Below are 18,050 nucleotides of genomic sequence, written 5' to 3' on the forward strand. Positions count from 1 at the left end.
TCGCAGCGCCGGTGGGGGGAGTTCGCGACGGCGCGGGGTCGGGCGGTCCCTGATGGGGCGGTGACCGCGGGGGAGGCCGGAGCGCGTCATCCTACGGCCGGAACGAGCCGTCTGACCAGGGGTTTCGAGAGACGTATACGGCAATGTCAGTGGTGTGGTGTGCAATGGATCTCGTGCCCGCACTGGAAGAACCGCTGAAGAAGGTGCTCGGACCACCCACCGCGAAGGTGATGGCCGAGAACCTCGGCCTGCACACCGTCGGCGACCTCCTGCACCACTACCCGCGCAGATACGAGGAGCGTGGCCAGCTCACCCACCTCGCCGACCTCCCCATGGACGAGCACGTCACGGTGGTCGCCATGGTCGCCGACGCCCGCCTGCACACCTTCGCTTCCTCGAAGGCCCCGCGAGGCAAGGGCCAGCGCCTGGAGGTCACCATCACCGACGGCAGCGGCCGTCTCCAACTGGTCTTCTTCGGCAGCGGTGTTCACAAGCCCCACAAGGAACTCCTGCCGGGCACACGCGCGATGTTCGCGGGCAAGGCCTCCGTCTTCAACCGCCGCCTGCAACTGGCCCACCCGGCCTACGAGTTGCTACGAGGCGACAGCGAGGAATCGGTCGAGACCTGGGCCGGCGCCCTCATCCCCATCTACCCGGCCACCGCCAAACTGGAGTCCTGGAAGATCGGCAAGGCCCTCCAGACGGTCCTGCCCAGCGCCCAGGACGCCGTCGACCCCCTTCCGCCCACGCTCCGCGAGGGCCGAGGCCTGGTCACCCTCCCCGAGGCCCTCCTCAAGATCCACCGCCCGCACACCAAGGCCGACATCGAGGACGCCCGCGCCCGCCTCAAGTGGGACGAGGCCTTCGTCCTCCAGGTGGCCCTCGCCCGGCGCCGCCACGCCGACTCCCAACTACCGGCGGTCGCCCGCAGACCCAAGCCCGACGGCCTCCTGGCGGCCTTCGACGACCGCCTCCCCTTCACCCTCACCGAGGGCCAGCAGAAGGTCTCCAAGGAGATCTTCGACGACCTGGCGACCGAGCATCCGATGCACCGGCTGCTGCAGGGTGAGGTGGGTTCGGGCAAGGCACAGCCACTTGACTCTCTCGTGCTCACTCCTGCCGGTTTCCGCCGCATGGGCGACATGGCGGTGGGGGACGAGGTCGTCGTGCCGGACGGCGACATCACGCTCGTCGACGGCGTGTTCCCGCAAGGGGAGCGTGAGGTCTGGCGTTTGGTCCTCTCCGATGGAAGCTCCGTCGAGTGTGACGACGAGCACCTCTGGATCGTCTCCACGAGCAGTGGATGGCAGCGAGGCCGGAGCCCCGAGGTCATGACGACGCGAGAACTCCGGCTGGACACGTTCACAGCCGACGGATCCTCGAAGTGGTACCTCCCGTCGGCCGCCCCGGTCGATCTCGGAGGCGACTCGGCGCTGCCGATCGATCCGTATCAGTCGGGGCTCCGGCTGGGAGAGGGGTCATCGCCCGGCGAATCCGTCCCGGACGCCTTCAAGAACACGTCGGTCAAGAACCGTCACGCTCTGCTGCAAGGTCTTCTGGACGCCGATGGCACCGTCGGCGAGGACGGTTCGAGCATCTCCCTGTGCTCGGCCTCGCGCAGCTTCGCCGACGACGTCGCCTGGCTGGTCCGATCGCTGGGTGGCCAGGCCCGTGTGCTGTCGGAGGAAGCCGCCTTCAAGGTCTCGGTGGCCCTGCCTGACGAGTACGCACCGTTCCGGCTCACCCGCAAAGCCGAGCGCGTGCGCCCAGGTCTCGGACCGGAGACGTTCCGTCGGGGAATCCGTGCCGTCGAGTACGTGGGACGAAAACCCGTGCAGTGCATCAGCGTCGCTCACCCGAGCCACGCCTACGTCACCGACAACTTCACGGTCACCCACAACACGATGGTGGCTCTGCGCGCCATGCTCGCCACGGTCGACGCCGGTGGTCAGGCCGCCATGCTCGCGCCGACCGAGGTCCTCGCCCAGCAGCACCACCGCTCGATCACCGAGATGATGGGCGACCTGGCCGAGGGCGGGATGCTCGGCGGGGAGGAGCACGCCACCAAGGTGGTGCTGCTCACCGGTTCGATGGGGACGGCCGCGCGCCGCCAGGCCATGCTGGACCTGGTCACCGGTGAGGCCGGAATCGTGATCGGCACGCACGCTCTGATCGAGGACAAGGTCCAGTTCCACGACCTGGGCCTCGTCGTCGTCGACGAACAGCACCGCTTCGGCGTCGAACAGCGCGACGCCCTGCGCGGCAAGGGCAAGCAGCCCCCGCACCTTCTCGTCATGACGGCCACCCCCATCCCGCGCACGGTCGCCATGACCGTCTTCGGCGACCTCGAGACCTCGGTCCTCGACCAGCTCCCCGCCGGCCGCCAACCGATCGCCAGCCATGTCGTCCCCGCCGCCGACAAGCCCCACTTCCTGGCCCGCGCCTGGGAGCGGGTCCGCGAGGAGGTCGAGGTCGGCCACCAGGCGTACGTCGTCTGCCCCCGCATCGGCGACGAGGAGGACGACCCGAAGAAGACCGGCAGGAAGAAGTCCCCCGAGGACGAGGCCGAGAAGCGCCCCCCGCTCGCCGTCCTCGACGTGGCCGGCCAGCTCTCCAAAGGCCCCCTCCAGGGCCTCCGCGTCGAGGTGCTGCACGGGCGCATGCACCCCGACGACAAGGACGCGGTCATGCGCCGCTTCGCGGCCGGCGACACGGACGTCCTGGTGGCCACCACGGTCATCGAGGTGGGAGTCAACGTCCCGAACGCCACCGCCATGGTGATCATGGACGCCGACCGCTTCGGCGTCTCCCAGCTCCACCAGCTGCGCGGCCGGGTGGGGCGTGGTTCGGCGGCCGGCCTCTGCCTCCTGGTCACCGAGATGCCGGAGGCGAGCGCCGCCCGCCAGCGCCTCAACGCCGTCGCCGCCACTCTGGACGGCTTCGAACTCTCCCGTATCGACCTCGAACAGCGCCGCGAGGGTGACGTCCTGGGCCAGGCCCAGTCCGGAGCCCGCACATCCCTGAAGGTCCTCGCCGTCATCGAGGACGAGGACGTCATCGCGGAGGCACGGGAGGAAGCGGCAGCGGTCGTAGCGGCGGACCCGGAGCTGACCGCTCTCCCAGGCCTGCGGACCGCTCTGGACGCCCTCCTGGACGACGAGAGGGAGCAGTACCTGGAGAAGGGGTGAGGTCTGGTTCCCCGAAAGGGCCGCGGGGCTGTATCGACGTGCGGCTCCGCCGCCCGGGCGAGAACGGGCACGACGGACCGCCTGCCAGACTGGATCCGTAACCACCCCCGAAAACCACCCCGAACAAGGACCCGAGATGACTCGCGTGATCGCCGGAAAAGCGGGGGGACGCCGCCTGACCGTTCCGCCGGGGAACGGCACCCGCCCCACCTCGGACCGCGCGCGCGAAGGCCTCTTCTCCACCTGGCAGTCCCTCCTCGGCGGCCCCCTGCACGGCGAACGTGTCCTCGACCTCTACGCCGGCTCCGGCGCCGTGGGCCTGGAGGCCCTCTCCCGCGGCGCCGGCCACACCCTCCTGGTCGAGGCGGACGTCCGCGCCGCCCGCACGATCCGGGAGAACGTCAGGAGCATCGGCCTCCCCGGTGCCGAGGTGCGGGCCGGTAAAGCGGAACAGATCATCCGGACTCCGGCACCGGCGGAGCCGTACGACATCGTCTTCCTCGACCCTCCGTACGCCGTCACGGACGACGATCTTCGCGAGATTCTCCTCACACTCCGCTCGGGGGGCTGGCTCGCGCCGGAAGCCCTCGTCACCGTGGAGCGCAGCACAAGAGGCGGCGAATTCGGGTGGCCTGACGATTTCGAAGCGATCAGGACCCGTCGTTACGGCGAGGGAACGTTTTGGTACGGTCGCGCCGCCTCTACGTGCGAAGACGCACGATGACCGGACCGGAGAGCGAGGGATCACTAGTGCGCCGCGCCGTCTGTCCCGGGTCGTTCGACCCGATCACCAACGGACATCTCGACATCATTTCCCGCGCCTCCCGTCTCTACGACGAGGTCTATGTCGCGGTCATGATCAACCAGTCGAAGAAGGGCCTGTTCGAGATCGAGGAGCGGATCGACCTCATCGGCCAGGTCACCGCCGAATACGGAAACGTGAAGGTCGAGGCCTTCCACGGCCTCCTCGTCGACTTCTGCAAGCAGCGCGACATCCCCGCCATCGTCAAGGGCCTGCGCGCCGTCAGCGACTTCGACTACGAGCTGCAGATGGCGCAGATGAACAACGGGCTCTCCGGAGTGGAGACCCTCTTCGTGCCCACCAACCCGACCTACAGCTTCCTCTCCTCCTCGCTCGTCAAGGAGGTCGCGACCTGGGGCGGAGATGTCTCCCACCTGGTCCCGCCGCTGGTCCTCCAGGCCCTCAACAAGCGCCTGCGCAAGGACTGATGGGGCGACGGGGCTGATGGGGCTACAGTCGTCCCGTCCGTCTCCAACACATCGGTAGAGAGTGGCGAGCACACGGTGGACGTGCAGAAGAAGCTCGACGAGATCGTCGCGGCGGTCTCCAGTGCCCGGGCCATGCCCATGTCGGCCTCGTGCGTGATCAACCGCGCCGACCTGCTCGCCCAGCTCGAAGAGGTGCGCGCGGCCCTGCCCGATTCCCTCGCCCAGGCGCAGGAGCTGATCGGCGGCCGCGAGGAGATGGTCGAGCAGGCCCGCCAGGAGGCCGACCGGATCATCGGCCAGGCGCACGCCGAGCGCGGCTCGCTGATCTCCGACACCGAGGTCGCCCGCCGCTCCCAGGCCGAGGCCGACCGCATCCTCACCGAGGCCCGCCAGGAGGCCGAGGAGATCCGCGCGGAGGCCGACGACTACGTCGACTCCAAGCTCGCCAACTTCGAGGTCGTCCTCACCAAGACGCTCGGCTCCGTCGGCCGTGGCCGCGAGAAGCTGCTCGGCACCGGTCCGGGCGTCGACGAACAGGGCTATGAGGACGAGGACGCTCCCGAGCGCAGCCACGACCCGGAGACCCTGCGCAAGGACGCCGACGCCTACGTCGACGTCAAGCTCGGTGCCTTCGAGGCGGTCCTCGCCAAGACCCTGGAGGCCGTCGGCCGAGGCCGCCAGAAGCTGCACGGCCGGATCGCCACCGACGACCTCGGCGCCCTCGCCGACGATGCCACCGCCCTGCAGCACTCCAGCGACGCCGACTACCTGTCCGACCTCGCCGCCCTCACGCAGCAGGAGACCGCCCAGGCCGAGCACTCCGCCCAGCAGCGGGCGTACGCGGAGCCACAGCCGGCGTACGGCTACCAGCAGCAGACCGACCCCTACGCCGGCGGCTACCAGCAGCAGGGTTACGGCGGACAGGACGCCTACGGCTACCAGCAGGCCGATCCGTACGCGTACCAGGGCTACGACGCCCAGCAGGCGGCGTACGACCCGAACCAGGGGCAGCAGGCGCACCAGGAGCAGGCGCATCAGGACCACCAGGCGTACGCCCTGGACGAGACCAGCCTCTTCGACACCGGCATGATCACGCCCGAGCAGCTCAGGGCGTACGAGCAGGGCCGAGGCCAGTAAGGAACCACCGGATTGGGCCGTGAGGGAAAGGTCCAGTATCCTGGCTCTTCGGTCGCGTGTACGTCCGCGATCTGCGCTGCCCGGCAACACCGAGGGCAGCGTCCCTCTGAGCTCGAAGATCGAAAGCAGGAATGGCTCTGAACGCCCGCCTCGACCACCGCAAGCCTCTCGTGTTCGACACACACGAGCTGGGGCGGCGGCCCGGTGCGCTGCAGCGCCTGACCCGCCAGATCGACTCTCCCAAGGATCTCGGGATCGCGGGAGTCATCGGAGTGCCGGAAGGCGCACCGCTGGAGCTCGCACTCCGGCTCGAGTCGGTCATGGAAGGGGTGCTTGTCACAGGCACCGCCCGTGCACAGGCCGAGGGGGAGTGCGTAAGGTGTCTGGAGCCGCTGGAGCTGGTGCTCGAAGCGGAATTCCAGGAGATGTTCTCGTACCATGACGCCGACGATCGGGGCCGCCCCAAGGCGGAGCCGACCGACGACGCCGAGGGATCAGCAGAAAACGAGGACAGGCTCTTCATCGAGGACGGACTGTTCGACCTCGAACCCGTGCTGCGGGATGCGGTGGTGCTCGCACTGCCGATGCAGCCGGTGTGCCAGGACGACTGCCTGGGCCTGTGCTCCGAGTGCGGAGTGCGGCTCACGGACGACCCGGACCACCATCACGACGCCGTCGACATCCGTTGGGCGGCACTGCAGGGACTCGCCGGTTCACTCGAAGATGGCGAGAAGGACGAGATGAGCGGCGCTGACGCGCAAGCGGGCGTCGACGAGAAGCAGGAGAAGTAGCCGTGGCTGTTCCGAAGCGGAAGATGTCGCGCAGCAACACGCGCCACCGCCGGTCGCAGTGGAAGGCTGCGGTCCCCACCCTGGTTGCGTGCGAGCGCTGCCACGAGCCCAAGCTGCAGCACATTGCGTGCCCGGCTTGCGGCACTTACAACAAGCGCCAGGTCCTCGAGGTCTGAGCGGCTGGTGAGAGGCACCGTGTCCACTGCCAAGAAGGCGGATGACGCCAAGGCGGACCCGTCCGCCAAGAAGAAAGCGGACAACACGGCCTCGTCCCACACGCTTCTGGAAGGGCGGCTCGGGTACAAGCTCGAGTCCGCCCTTCTGGTGCGTGCGCTGACCCACCGTTCGTACGCATACGAGAACGGCGGTCTGCCGACCAACGAGCGGCTGGAGTTCCTCGGGGACTCCGTGCTGGGCCTCGTGGTCACGGACACGCTGTACACCACCCACCCCGACCTGCCCGAAGGCCAGCTGGCCAAGTTGCGGGCCGCGGTGGTCAACTCGCGTGCGTTGGCGGAGGTCGGTCGTGGTCTCGACCTGGGCTCCTTCATCCGGCTCGGCCGGGGTGAAGAAGGCACAGGCGGCCGGGACAAGGCGTCCATCCTCGCCGACACCCTTGAAGCGGTGATCGGCGCGGTCTATCTCGACCAGGGCCTCGACGCGGCCTCCGAACTGGTGCATCGCCTGTTCGACCCGCTGATCGAGAAGTCCTCGAACCTCGGAGCCGGCCTGGACTGGAAGACCAGCCTCCAGGAGCTCACCGCGACCGAAAGCCTCGGCGTGCCCGAGTACCTGGTCACGGAGACCGGCCCCGATCACGAGAAGACCTTCACTGCTGCCGCCCGCGTCGGAGGCGTCTCGTACGGCACCGGCACCGGCCGCAGCAAGAAGGAGGCGGAGCAGCAGGCCGCCGAGTCCGCCTGGCGGTCCATCCGGGCCGCAGCGGACGAGCGCGCCGAGAAGGCGGCGGCCGAGAAGGCCGCTCTGGACGGCGACGAAGGCCCGACGTCCGTCTCTGCCTGACGAACAGCGCCTCCTGAGCAGCGCCCGTCCCCGCCGCGGGGCGGGCGCTGCGTTCATCCACAGCGTTTTGGTACGGGGGTTGTGATGCCCGAGTTGCCCGAGGTCGAGGTCGTCCGGCGCGGCCTGGAGCGGTGGGTCACCCATCGTGTCGTCGCCGACGCCGAGGTGCTGCACCCGCGTGCCGTACGCCGTCACATCGCCGGCGCCGACGACTTCGCGCACCGCCTCAAGGGGCATCGCGTCGGTGTCCCGAGCCGCCGCGGCAAATACCTGTGGCTCCCCCTGGAGGACACCCACCAGTCGGTCCTGGCGCACCTCGGCATGAGCGGCCAGCTCCTGGTCCAGCCGACCGCGACTCCCGACGAGAAGCACCTCAGAATCCGCGTGCGGTTCGCGGACGACCTTGCCACCGAGCTCCGCTTCGTCGACCAGCGCACCTTCGGCGGGCTGTCGTTGCACGACAACACCCCCGACGGCCTGCCCGATGTCATCGCGCACATCGCGCGCGACCCTCTCGACCCGCTGTTCGACGACGATGCCTTCCACCAGGCTCTGCGCCGCAAGCGCACCACCATCAAACGGGCCCTGCTGGACCAGTCGTTGATCAGCGGAGTCGGCAACATCTACGCGGACGAGTCGCTTTGGCGCGCCCGCGTCCACTACGAGCGCCCGACGGCCGGCTTCACCCGCCCGCGCACGGCCGAACTCCTCGGCCACGTAAGGGATGTGATGAACGCGGCGCTCTCCGTCGGCGGCACCAGCTTCGACAGTCTCTACGTCAACGTCAACGGGGAGTCGGGCTACTTCGACCGCTCGCTCGACGCGTACGGCCGCGAAGGTCTGCCGTGCAAGAGGTGCGGTACGCCGATGCGCAGGCGTCCCTGGATGAACCGGTCCAGCTACTTCTGCCCGAAGTGTCAGAGGGCGCCGCGGGCCGAGTCGTAACGCTCCCGCGAGGCGAGGACGTCGTCCATGCGGCCCTCCACCAGGTGGATGAGGCCCAGCAGTCGCTCGGCGACGTCGCGGCCGAGCGGGGTCAGTTCGTAGTCCACGCGGGGCGGGTTCGTCGGCTGCGCCTCGCGGTGCACCAGGCCGTCGCGCTCCAGCGCGTGCAGGGTCTGGGACAGCATCTTCTCGCTCACGCCGTCGACGCGTCGGCGCAGTTCGTTGAAGCGCAGCGTGCCCTCGTACAGAGCGCCGAGCGTGAGCCCGCCCCAGCGGCCCGTCACGTGTTCCAGGGTGCCGCGCGAGGGACAGGCCTTGGCGAACACGTTGTACGGGAGGTCGTCCGCCTCCGTGTGCCCCTGCGGGGTGTCCATCCCAGTGTCCATTCCTCAAGCGTACTCGAACGCAGCGCTAACTCGCAGGTTGCGCTAACTGAAAGTTAGTGTTTTCCTTTGGTTGCCGCCTGTGAAGTGTCTATTTCAGGAGTTCGCATCGTGACCACCCCCGTTGTCTCCATCGCCTACCACTCCGGCTACGGCCACACCGCCGTGCTTGCCGAGGCCGTCCGCTCCGGTGCCGTCGAGGCGGGTGCCGACGTGCACCTGATCAAGGTCGACGAGATCACCGACGAGCAGTGGGCGCTCCTGGACGGCTCGGACGCCGTCGTCTTCGGCTCGCCGACCTATATGGGCACGGCGTCCGGCGCCTTCCACGTCTTCGCGGAGGCGTCCTCGAAGCGCTGGTTCGGGCAGGACTGGAAGGACAAGCTGGCAGCCGGCTTCACCAACTCCGGCTCCAAGAGCGGCGACAAGCTCAACACGCTGCAGTTCTTCCAGGTCCTCGCCGGGCAGCACGGCATGCACTGGGTCAACCTCGGCCTGCTGCCGGGCTGGAACAACAGCGAGGGCTCCGAGCAGGACCTCAACCGCCTCGGCTTCTTCGCCGGCGCCGCGGCCGCGACCAACGTCGACGAGGGCCCGGACGCCGTCCACAAGGCGGACATCCAGACCGCGGAGCACCTGGGCCGCCGGGTGACGGAGACGGCGCGGGTGTTCCTGCTGGGACGCGCCGCCTGACCGGTTTCTAGTACCCGAAGTCCTGCGTCCACCAGGGACCGCCGGTCCCGAAGTGCACACCGACCCCGAGGGTCTTGAAGTCGCAGTTCAGGATGTTGGCGCGGTGGCCGGGGCTGTTCATCCAGGCCTCCATCACCGCGGCAGCGTCCGCCTGGCCCCGGGCTATGTTCTCGCCGCCGAGGTTGGATATGCCGAGCTTCGACGCCCGGTCCCAGGGCGTGGCACCGCTGGGGTCGGTGTGGTCGAAGAAGTCCTCGGCGGCCATGGCCTTGCTGAAGGTCTCGGCGAGGTCCGACAGGGTGCTGTTGGCGGACACCGCGCTGCAGCCGACCTTGGCCCGCTCCTCGTTGACCAGCTTGAGCACCTGCGCCTCGGCGGCGGCCGCCGCGGAGACCCTCACCGGGGCGGTGGCCCCCTTCGGCGGCTTGGTCTCCTTCTTCGAGGGCGTCGTCTTCGGCTTCTTGGACGGGGTCGCCTTCGGCTTCTTCGTCGGCGCCTCGGTCGGCGCCGCCGTGGACGTCGACGGGCTCGGCGACGGAGACGCCGAACGGTCGGCGTCGCGGCTCGTCGAGGACCCGCCGTCCCGGCCCCGCACGCTGCCGGACGTGCCGCCCTGCTCGCTCGCCGAGTTGGTCGGCGTGCTCGCGGCCTGCACCTTGTCGCCGCCACCGCCGCCGAGCCTGTAGTTGTCGAGGCCGGGCATCGAACCCGTGGCGACCGCGACCGTGCCGATGGCGACGGCGGCGGAGACGCCGAGTAGACCGGTCTTCACCGGCGTCGCGGTCCTCTTCTTGCGGCGACGCGACCCACCGCGCCCGGAGCCCTTGCCGGACGCCGGCCCGTGCTCCGGGAAGACCGTCGTGTAGTCGTCCTCCGTGGCGAACAGATACGCGGCACTTCTCGCGGAGGACTCGGCGTACTCCTCGGCCTTCAGATAAGGCGCGATCCCCAGGACATGCTTCTCGTCACCCGCCGCCAGGGCCTCCGGCGGGTCATAGCTGTACGAGTACTGCCGGGGGTCGTAGCTGCTCGCGTACGAGCCGTCCCTTCCTGTGACCCCCGTGGCGCGGCCCGTGGCGGCGCGGCCGGCGGCTGAGCGTCGGTGGCGTCCCATGTTCTGGCCTTCCTCGTCCTAGCGGCCAACCCACCCGATATGATCTTGCGGGGTGGCCCAACTCACTCGATCGAGTGAGTTTCATATGAGATTCATTGGGTGGGGACGGTACCGCATGGCGCCAGAGGGGGAAGTGTCCCGAGAGACATTGGCCCGTTAGGTTGCACTCATGAGCGAGGATGTGCGACTGGTCGCCTGGGTGCGGGGACGCGTCCAAGGTGTGGGTTTCCGCTGGTTCACGCGGGCCAAGGCCCTTGAGCTCGGCGCCCTGAGTGGTTTTGCTCTCAATTTGGGGGACGGACGGGTCCAGGTGGTCGCCGAGGGCCCCCGCGAGCGGTGCGACGGACTCCTCGACTGGCTCCGCGGCGACGACACGCCCGGCCGGGTCGACGGTGTCACCGAGATCTGGGACACACCCCGCGGCGGGTACGACGGCTTCGCCATCCGCTGAGCACATTCTGCGAAGAGGCCCAGGCGGAAGCGGACGGACATGCCGCGAGCAGCTGCCCAAAGCGGAAATTGCCTGGTGGTTGTCAAGAACCGCTTGTCGTGGCAGGCTCCGCACCTAAGAATGATCGCCACGCCCTGAGGGCCCCACACCAGTCGCAGCGCCGCCGGTTCAGGCCGCGCGCCCCCGGGTTGCCCGCCAATACGGGGCGTGATCGTGTTGACCGTCAAACTTTTTGGTGAGACGCTGAAAGCACCCCGCGCACCTTAGCTGTTTGGCATGGATGAACAGCAGCAAGAACTCAAGAGTGTCAAGCACCGCGGGTGCGATTCCCTCACGACCCACACCGCTTCGGTCGGTCACTCAGTGTGGAGGACCATCCATCATGGCAAAGGCGCTTCTCGGTTACGTCGGCGGCTCCGACCCTCGACTCCTCGCCGAGATGCGACGGCTCCAGCAGCGCGTCCAGGACCTGGAATCCGAGCTCGGACGAATCCAGGCCGAGAACGACGCGCTCGCGGCTGCCGCTTCTCACGACAGGATCATGGAGAGCATGAGCATCGACGCACACCAGGCGGAGCCTGCGCTCACCTGATCACTGCATCGCACCACGACAGCAGTGGTTGGGTCGCCCGTATCAACCGCTAAGTTGTCAGAGTTCAGAGTTTGCAAGGGACGCTTCGGCGTCCCTTCTTTCTTTCCCCCGCGCATCCTTTCACTCTCTTTAACGTCTGATGTGCCCTTCATGTTCACGCGTGAAACCGCGGGGTTGCAAGGGTTCATGGAGTGAGATAGCGGCGGAAGGTAGAGTCCAGCGGCGTGCACCTCAAGGCCCTGACCCTCCGTGGGTTCAAGTCGTTCGCCTCGGCGACCACACTCCGGTTCGAACCGGGCATCACGTGTGTCGTGGGGCCGAACGGCTCGGGCAAGTCCAACGTCGTGGACGCCCTGAGCTGGGTCATGGGCGAGCAGGGTGCCAAGTCGCTGCGCGGCGGCAAGATGGAGGACGTCATCTTCGCCGGCACCACCGGCCGTCCGCCACTTGGCCGTGCCGAGGTTTCGCTGACCATCGACAACTCCGACGGCGCCCTGCCCATCGAGTACGCCGAGGTCACCATCACGCGGATCATGTTCCGCAACGGCGGCAGCGAGTACCAGATCAACGGTGACACCTGCCGTCTGCTCGACATCCAGGACCTCCTGTCCGACTCCGGCATCGGCCGCGAGATGCACGTCATCGTCGGCCAGGGCCAGCTCGACTCCGTCCTGCACGCCGATCCCATGGGCCGCCGCGCCTTCATCGAAGAGGCCGCGGGCGTTCTCAAGCACCGCAAGCGCAAGGAGAAGGCGCTCAGGAAACTCGACGCGATGCAGGCCAACCTCGCGCGCGTGCAGGACCTGACGGACGAACTGCGCAGACAGCTCAAGCCACTGGGCCGGCAGGCGGCGGTGGCCCGGCGGGCGGCCGTGATCCAGGCGGATCTGCGGGATGCGCGCCTGAGGCTGCTGGCCGACGATCTCGTACGGCTGCGGGAGGCGTTGAAGGCCGAGGTTGCGGACGAGGCGGCGCTCAAGGAGCGCAAGGAGAACGCCGAGCGGGAGCTGAAGAAGGCCCTGCAGCGCGAGGCGCTCCTGGAGGACGAGGTGCGGCAGCTCGCCCCGCGGCTGCAGCGCGCCCAGCAGACCTGGTACGAGCTCTCGCAGCTCGCCGAGCGGGTGCGCGGCACGATCTCGCTGGCCGACGCGCGCGTGAAGAGCGCGACCTCCGCGCCGCCGGAGGAGCGGCGGGGCCGCGACCCCGAGGACATGGAGCGCGAAGCCGCCCGCATCCGGGAGCAGGAGGCCGAGCTCGAAGCGGCACTGGAGGCGGCCGAGCGGGCCCTTGAGGACACCGTGGCGCACCGGGCCGAGCTGGAGCGCGAACTCACCCAGGAGGAACGGCGCCTGAAGGACGTCGCGCGCGCGATCGCCGACCGCCGCGAGGGCCTCGCCCGGCTGAACGGCCAGGTCAACGCGGCCCGTTCGCGCGCCGCCTCCGCCCAGGCCGAGATCGACCGGCTGGCCGCCGCCCGCGACGAGGCCCAGGAGCGCGCCGTCGTCGCGCAGGAGGAGTACGAGGCCCTCAAGGCCGAGGTCGACGGCCTCGACGCGGACGACGCGGAACTCGGTGAGCAGCACGAGGCGGCGAAACAGCGGCTGTCCGACGCCGAGACCGCACTGACGGCGGCCCGAGAGGCGGCCACCGCGGCGGAACGCAAGCGGGCCGCGACCAAGGCCCGGCACGAGGCACTGTCCCTGGGCCTGCGCCGAAAGGACGGAACGGGCGCGCTGCTGGGGGCGAAGGATCGTCTCACCGGGCTGCTGGGTCCGGCGGCCGAGCTGCTGACGGTGACACCGGGCTACGAGGTCCCACTGGCGGCGGCCTTCGGTGCAGCGGCAGACGCGCTCGCGGTCACGTCACCGTCCGCCGCGGCCGACGCTATCCGCCTGCTGCGCAAGCAGGACGCCGGCCGTGCGTCCCTGCTGCTGGCGGGAGTACCGGAAGACACCGGTACGGCGCCCGACCTCAGGGCCGCGGGGCAGCATCCTTTCGCGGCTCCGCCGCGGGGCGCGACAAGCCACACCGAACCAGCAGACGTCCGACAGCCTCACGCGGCGGATTTCGTCCGCGGTCCCTCGGACCTCATGCCGGCCGTCCGCCGCCTCCTGCGCGGCATCGTCGTGGTCGGCGCCCTCGAAGACGCCGAGGACCTCGTCTACTCCCGCCCCGACCTCACCGCCGTAACCGCCGAAGGCGACCTGCTGGGCGCTCACTTCGCGCACGGCGGTTCCGCCGGGGCGCCCAGCCTGCTGGAAGTGCAGGCGTCCGTGGACGAGGCCGCCGCCGAGCTGGAAGAGCTGGCCGTGCGGTGCGAGGAGCTGACCGAGGCGCAGCACGCGGCAGGGGAGCGACGCAAGGAATGCGCGGCGTCGGTCGAGGAGCTGGGGGAGCGACGGCGCGCCGCCGACCGGGAGAAGTCGACCGTCGCCCAGCAACTCGGACGGCTCGCCGGCCAGGCACGGGGCGCGGCGGGCGAGGCGGAGCGTTCCCTCGCCGCCGCCGCACGGGCGCAGGAGGCACTCGACCGGGCCCTGGAGGAGGCCGAGGAACTCGCCGAACGGCTTGCCGTCGCCGAGGAGATGCCGGTCGAGGAGGAGCCCGACACATCCGTACGGGATCGTCTCGCCGCCGACGGTGCCAACGCACGCCAGACCGAGATGGAGGCGCGGCTCCAGGTCCGTACGCACGAGGAGCGGGTCAAGGGCCTTACCGGGCGTGCCGATTCACTCGACCGGGCCGCCCGCGCGGAACGCGAGGCACGCGCGCGTGCCGAGCAGCGCCGCGCGCGGCTGCGGCACGAGGCGTCCGTGGCGGAAGCCGTCGCCTCCGGCGCCCGGCAACTGCTCGCGCACGTCGAGGTCTCCCTGGCCCGCGCCGAAGAGGAGCGCACGGCGGCCGACGTGGCCAAGGCCCGGCGCGAGCAGGAGCTGGCCGCCGCCCGGAGCGAGGGCCGCGACCTCAAGGGCGAACTCGACAAGCTGACCGACTCCGTCCACCGCGGCGAGGTGCTCGGCGCCGAGAAGCGCATGCGGATCGAGCAGCTGGAGACCAAGGCGCTGGAGGAGCTGGGCGTGGAGCCGTCCGGGCTGGTGTCCGAGTACGGCCCCCACCAGCTCGTGCCGCCGTCCCCGCCCGCCGAGGGCGAGGAGCTGCCCGAGGACCCCGAGCACCCGCGCAACCTGCCCAGGCAGTTCCACCGGGCCGAGCAGGAGAAGCGGCTCAAGGCCGCCGAGCGCGCCTATCAGCAGCTCGGCAAGGTCAACCCGCTCGCCCTGGAGGAGTTCGCCGCGCTGGAGGAACGCCACAAGTTCCTCAGCGAGCAGCTCGAGGACCTGAAGAAGACCCGCCTCGATCTGCTTCAGGTCGTCAAGGAGGTCGACGAGCGCGTCGAGCAGGTCTTCACCGAGGCCTACCGGGACACGGCCCGGGAGTTCGAGGGAGTCTTCAGCCGGCTGTTCCCCGGTGGCGACGGGCGTCTCATCCTGACGGATCCCGACAACATGCTCACCACGGGCGTCGACGTCGAGGCACGGCCGCCGGGCAAGAAGGTCAAGCGGCTGTCCCTGCTCTCGGGTGGTGAGCGCTCCCTCACGGCCGTGGCTCTGCTGGTGTCGATCTTCAAGGCCCGCCCGAGCCCGTTCTACGTGATGGACGAGGTCGAGGCCGCGCTCGACGACACCAACCTGCAGCGGTTGATCCGGATCATGCAGGAACTGCAGGAAGCGTCACAGCTCATCGTCATCACGCACCAGAAGCGGACGATGGAGGTCGCCGACGCCCTGTACGGCGTCTCCATGCAGGGTGACGGAGTGTCGAAGGTCATCAGCCAACGACTTCGCTAGACCTCCCTCCCTCTTCCTTCAAGACTTGAACACATTCCCGGCACTTGTGCGCCGAAAAGTCAGCACAGACCCCCTTGACTTCGAAACTTGAAGGCATAGTCTCGGCAACGTTGCTTTTACCTTCAGGTACCACCTGCCTGGAAGGGTCCCCCACCCGGCAGCGACGCCGGTGGCCCGAGGAGTTCGAACGTGACCAGCACTGCACAGGAACCGAAGTCAGGAGCCGGGAAGGCTCATCCCGAGCATCTCGGGCATGTCATCTTCATCGCGGCGGCGGCCGCGATGGGTGGCTTCCTCTTCGGCTACGACAGTTCCGTGATCAACGGCGCCGTCGAGGCGATCCGCGGCCGTTACGACATCGGCTCCGCGGCCCTGGCCCAGGTCATCGCCGTCGCCCTGATCGGCTGTGCCATCGGTGCCGCGACCGCCGGCCGGATAGCCGACCGCATCGGCCGCATCCGGTGCATGCAGATCTCGGCCGTGCTGTTCACCGTCAGCGCCGTCGGTTCGGCGCTGCCCTTCGCCCTGTGGGACCTCGCCCTCTGGCGCATCGTCGGCGGCTTCGCCATCGGCATGGCCTCGGTCATCGGCCCGGCCTACATCGCCGAGGTCGCCCCGCCGGCGTACCGCGGCCGTCTCGGCTCCTTCCAGCAGGCCGCGATCGTCATCGGCATCGCGATCTCGCAGCTGGTCAACTGGGGTCTGCTCAACGCCGCCGGCGGCGACCAGCGCGGCAAGCTGATGGGCCTGGAGGCCTGGCAGGTCATGCTCGGCGTCATGGTGGTCCCGGCCGTCCTCTACGGCCTGCTCTCCTTCGCCATCCCCGAGTCCCCCCGCTTCCTCATCTCCGTCGGCAAGCGCGCACGTGCCCGCGAGATCCTCGCCGAGGTCGAGGGCGAGCACATCGACCTGGACGCTCGCGTCGACGAGATCGAGCACGCCATGAACAGCGAGCACAGGTCCACCTTCAAGGACCTGCTCGGCGGCGGCTTCTTCTTCAAGCCCATCGTCTGGGTCGGCATCGGCCTGTCGGTCTTCCAGCAGTTCGTCGGCATCAACGTCGCGTTCTACTACTCCTCGACGCTGTGGCAGTCGGTCGGCGTGGACCCGTCGGACTCGTTCTTCTACTCCTTCACGACGTCGATCATCAACATCCTCGGCACCGTGATCGCCATGATCTTCGTGGACCGCGTCGGCCGTAAGCCGCTGGCCCTGATCGGCTCGATCGGCATGGTCGTCGGCCTCGCACTGGAGGCCTGGGCGTTCTCCTTCGACCTGGTCGACGGCAAGCTGCCGGCCGCGCAGGGCTGGACCGCACTGATCGCGGCCCACGTCTTCGTCCTCTTCTTCGCCCTGTCCTGGGGTGTCGTCGTCTGGGTCATGCTCGGCGAGATGTTCCCGAACAGGATCCGCGCCGCGGCCCTGGGCGTGGCCGCCTCCGCGCAGTGGATCGCCAACTGGGCCATCACCGCGAGCTTCCCGTCGCTGGCCGACTGGAACCTCTCCGTGACCTACGTGATCTACACGGTCTTCGCGGCGCTCTCCATCCCGTTCGTCCTGAAGTTCGTGAAGGAGACGAAGGGCAAGGCGCTGGAGGAGATGGGCTGAGGCCCCTGGCTCGGGGAGACGGGCCACATCCCCGCCGCCCTTCTCCCCGTATCCGTAAGACGTGCTGCCCCGGCTCACTCACCGAGCCGGGGCAGCACGTCCTCGCAGAACAACCGCAGGCTGCGCCATCCCTCGTCCACCGGCATGCCATCCGCCAACGGATGCAGTACCAGGTTGTCGAGTCCCTGCGCCACGCACTCCTGCGGCGTCAGGATCCGGTACACGCCCTCGGCCCGCAGCTCGTCCACGGTCGTGGCCGCCGACTTCACGGCGGACCGTATGTCCCCGGACTGCCAGGACGCGTAGGTCCGGGCCTCGTGCAGGAAGTGACCGCCGTGCTCGGCCCACGCCCGGTCCGGGTCCTCGGCGATGTGCAGCAGCGGAGTCTCGGCGGTGGGCATCATCGTCCAGCCCTCGGTGCCGTACTCCGTCAGCTTCTCCTTGTAGTACGCCTCCAGCTCCGGCAGATGCGCACTGGGGAAGAACGGCAGGCCCAGGCGGGCGGCCCGGCGGGCCGCGGCCTTCGAGGAGCCCCCGACCAGGAGCAGGGGGTGCGGGTCGGAGCCGGGCCGCGGGGTGACCCGTACCGTGCGGCCCCGGTACTCGAACTCCTCGCCGGTCCAGGCCTTGAGCACTGTTTCCAGCAGCTCGTCCTGGAGCCTGCCACGCCGCTTCCAGTCGACGTCGAACTGGGCGTACTCCTCGGGCCGGTAACCGATCCCGGCGACGGTCACCAGCCGGCCGCCGCTCAGCAGATCCAGTACGGCGATGTCCTCGGCCAGTCGCAGCGGGTCGTGCAGCGGGCCGATGACCGCCGAGACGGTGACCGCGATCCGCCGGGTCGCCCCGAACACCGCGCCCGCGAAGACGAACGGCGACGGCAGCCAGTTGTTCTGGACGCCGTGGTGCTCCTCCGTCTGGACGGTGGTGATCCCCTGGTCGTCGGCGTACGCGGCCATCTCCAGGGCGGCCCTGTAGCGGGCGCCGAGCATGGCGGGGGTGGCACCGGGTTCGACGAGGTTGAAACGTACGACCGTGACGGGCATG

The 18,050-nt window shown here is 69.2% G+C and carries 16 protein-coding genes; 13 read left to right on the forward strand and 3 right to left on the reverse strand.

What is annotated here, in order from left to right:
• Nucleotides 1-164: 164 nt before the first annotated feature.
• The 8 genes from ACYUED_RS31580 to mutM all read left to right on the forward strand — a co-directional run bounded on the left by ACYUED_RS31580 (nt 165) and on the right by mutM (nt 8,314).
• Nucleotides 165-3,188, forward strand: a complete 3,024-nt coding sequence (locus ACYUED_RS31580; RefSeq protein WP_491287581.1) for a helicase-related protein — start codon at nt 165-167, stop codon at nt 3,186-3,188.
• A 136-nt stretch (nt 3,189-3,324) separates the two neighbouring features.
• A complete protein-coding gene (rsmD, locus tag ACYUED_RS31585; protein ID WP_491287582.1) occupies nt 3,325-3,912 on the forward strand; it encodes a 16S rRNA (guanine(966)-N(2))-methyltransferase RsmD in 588 nt (195 codons plus the stop codon).
• Between the two features lie 26 nt (nt 3,913-3,938).
• Nucleotides 3,939-4,418 (forward strand): pantetheine-phosphate adenylyltransferase, encoded by a 480-nt coding sequence (coaD, locus tag ACYUED_RS31590; RefSeq protein WP_266523777.1) that lies wholly within the window; start codon nt 3,939-3,941, stop codon nt 4,416-4,418.
• 75 nt (nt 4,419-4,493) lie between these two features.
• The gene (locus ACYUED_RS31595; RefSeq protein ID WP_491287584.1) at nt 4,494-5,555 is read left to right on the forward strand and encodes a DivIVA domain-containing protein; all 1,062 of its coding nucleotides are present in this window, start codon (nt 4,494-4,496) and stop codon (nt 5,553-5,555) included.
• Nucleotides 5,556-5,686: 131 nt separating this feature from the next.
• Nucleotides 5,687-6,346 carry a YceD family protein gene (locus tag ACYUED_RS31600; RefSeq protein WP_491287586.1) on the forward strand — a complete coding sequence of 220 codons (660 nt, stop codon included), beginning with the start codon at nt 5,687-5,689 and terminating at the stop codon, nt 6,344-6,346.
• Nucleotides 6,347-6,348: 2 nt separating this feature from the next.
• A complete protein-coding gene (gene rpmF, locus ACYUED_RS31605) occupies nt 6,349-6,522 on the forward strand; it encodes a 50S ribosomal protein L32 (protein ID WP_006139588.1) in 174 nt (57 codons plus the stop codon).
• A 7-nt stretch (nt 6,523-6,529) separates the two neighbouring features.
• Nucleotides 6,530-7,369 carry a ribonuclease III gene (gene rnc, locus ACYUED_RS31610; RefSeq protein WP_266522110.1) on the forward strand — a complete coding sequence of 280 codons (840 nt, stop codon included), beginning with the start codon at nt 6,530-6,532 and terminating at the stop codon, nt 7,367-7,369.
• Nucleotides 7,370-7,453: 84 nt separating this feature from the next.
• Nucleotides 7,454-8,314, forward strand: a complete 861-nt coding sequence (gene mutM / locus ACYUED_RS31615) for a bifunctional DNA-formamidopyrimidine glycosylase/DNA-(apurinic or apyrimidinic site) lyase (protein WP_491287594.1) — start codon at nt 7,454-7,456, stop codon at nt 8,312-8,314.
• Here the strand turns inward: mutM and ACYUED_RS31620 are convergent.
• On the reverse strand, nt 8,287-8,688 hold the full coding sequence (locus ACYUED_RS31620) for a winged helix-turn-helix transcriptional regulator (RefSeq protein WP_491294520.1): 402 nt from the start codon (nt 8,686-8,688) through the stop codon (nt 8,287-8,289). The two genes, mutM and ACYUED_RS31620, sit on opposite strands and share 28 nt — an antisense overlap.
• Before the next feature lie 120 nt (nt 8,689-8,808).
• On the opposite strand from ACYUED_RS31620, the gene ACYUED_RS31625 reads away from it, so the two are divergent.
• Nucleotides 8,809-9,390, forward strand: a complete 582-nt coding sequence (locus ACYUED_RS31625) for a flavodoxin family protein (RefSeq protein WP_491287595.1) — start codon at nt 8,809-8,811, stop codon at nt 9,388-9,390.
• A gap of 7 nt (nt 9,391-9,397) precedes the next feature.
• On the opposite strand, the gene ACYUED_RS31630 is transcribed toward ACYUED_RS31625, so the two are convergent.
• Nucleotides 9,398-10,504, reverse strand: a complete 1,107-nt coding sequence (locus ACYUED_RS31630; RefSeq protein WP_491287597.1) for a CAP domain-containing protein — start codon at nt 10,502-10,504, stop codon at nt 9,398-9,400.
• Nucleotides 10,505-10,673: 169 nt separating this feature from the next.
• On the opposite strand from ACYUED_RS31630, the gene ACYUED_RS31635 reads away from it, so the two are divergent.
• The 4 genes from ACYUED_RS31635 to ACYUED_RS31650 all read left to right on the forward strand — a co-directional run bounded on the left by ACYUED_RS31635 (nt 10,674) and on the right by ACYUED_RS31650 (nt 17,003).
• Nucleotides 10,674-10,955: an acylphosphatase gene (locus tag ACYUED_RS31635; protein ID WP_266522118.1), complete on the forward strand. Its 282-nt coding sequence runs from the start codon at nt 10,674-10,676 to the stop codon at nt 10,953-10,955.
• Nucleotides 10,956-11,337: 382 nt separating this feature from the next.
• Entirely contained in the window at nt 11,338-11,547 is a 210-nt protein-coding gene (locus ACYUED_RS31640) for a hypothetical protein (RefSeq protein WP_266522119.1), read from the forward strand.
• A gap of 224 nt (nt 11,548-11,771) precedes the next feature.
• Nucleotides 11,772-15,395 carry a chromosome segregation protein SMC gene (gene smc, locus ACYUED_RS31645; RefSeq protein ID WP_491287600.1) on the forward strand — a complete coding sequence of 1,208 codons (3,624 nt, stop codon included), beginning with the start codon at nt 11,772-11,774 and terminating at the stop codon, nt 15,393-15,395.
• Nucleotides 15,396-15,584: 189 nt separating this feature from the next.
• On the forward strand, nt 15,585-17,003 hold the full coding sequence (locus ACYUED_RS31650) for a sugar porter family MFS transporter (RefSeq protein WP_491287602.1): 1,419 nt from the start codon (nt 15,585-15,587) through the stop codon (nt 17,001-17,003).
• A 74-nt stretch (nt 17,004-17,077) separates the two neighbouring features.
• Here ACYUED_RS31650 and ACYUED_RS31655 read toward each other — a convergent pair whose 3' ends face one another.
• Nucleotides 17,078-18,049, reverse strand: coding sequence for an LLM class flavin-dependent oxidoreductase (locus ACYUED_RS31655; protein WP_491287604.1), 972 nt, complete (start codon nt 18,047-18,049; stop codon nt 17,078-17,080).
• Nucleotide 18,050: the final 1 nt, after the last annotated feature.

Source organism: Streptomyces sp. DF42, assembly GCF_058267695.1.

What these genes read in the sequence shown, in the direction of transcription:
- ACYUED_RS31580 (WP_491287581.1), top strand. Translation starts at nt 165, where the DNA reads ATGGATCTCGTGCCCGCACTGGAAGAACCGCTGAAGAAGGTGCTCGGA.
- rsmD (WP_491287582.1), top strand. Translation starts at nt 3,325, where the DNA reads ATGACTCGCGTGATCGCCGGAAAAGCGGGGGGACGCCGCCTGACCGTT.
- ACYUED_RS31600 (WP_491287586.1), top strand. Translation starts at nt 5,687, where the DNA reads ATGGCTCTGAACGCCCGCCTCGACCACCGCAAGCCTCTCGTGTTCGAC.
- mutM (WP_491287594.1), top strand. Translation starts at nt 7,454, where the DNA reads ATGCCCGAGTTGCCCGAGGTCGAGGTCGTCCGGCGCGGCCTGGAGCGG.
- ACYUED_RS31620 (WP_491294520.1), bottom strand. Translation starts at nt 8,688, where the DNA reads ATGGACACCCCGCAGGGGCACACGGAGGCGGACGACCTCCCGTACAAC.
- ACYUED_RS31630 (WP_491287597.1), bottom strand. Translation starts at nt 10,504, where the DNA reads ATGGGACGCCACCGACGCTCAGCCGCCGGCCGCGCCGCCACGGGCCGC.
- ACYUED_RS31635 (WP_266522118.1), top strand. Translation starts at nt 10,674, where the DNA reads ATGAGCGAGGATGTGCGACTGGTCGCCTGGGTGCGGGGACGCGTCCAA.
- ACYUED_RS31640 (WP_266522119.1), top strand. Translation starts at nt 11,338, where the DNA reads ATGGCAAAGGCGCTTCTCGGTTACGTCGGCGGCTCCGACCCTCGACTC.
- ACYUED_RS31655 (WP_491287604.1), bottom strand. Translation starts at nt 18,049, where the DNA reads ATGCCCGTCACGGTCGTACGTTTCAACCTCGTCGAACCCGGTGCCACC.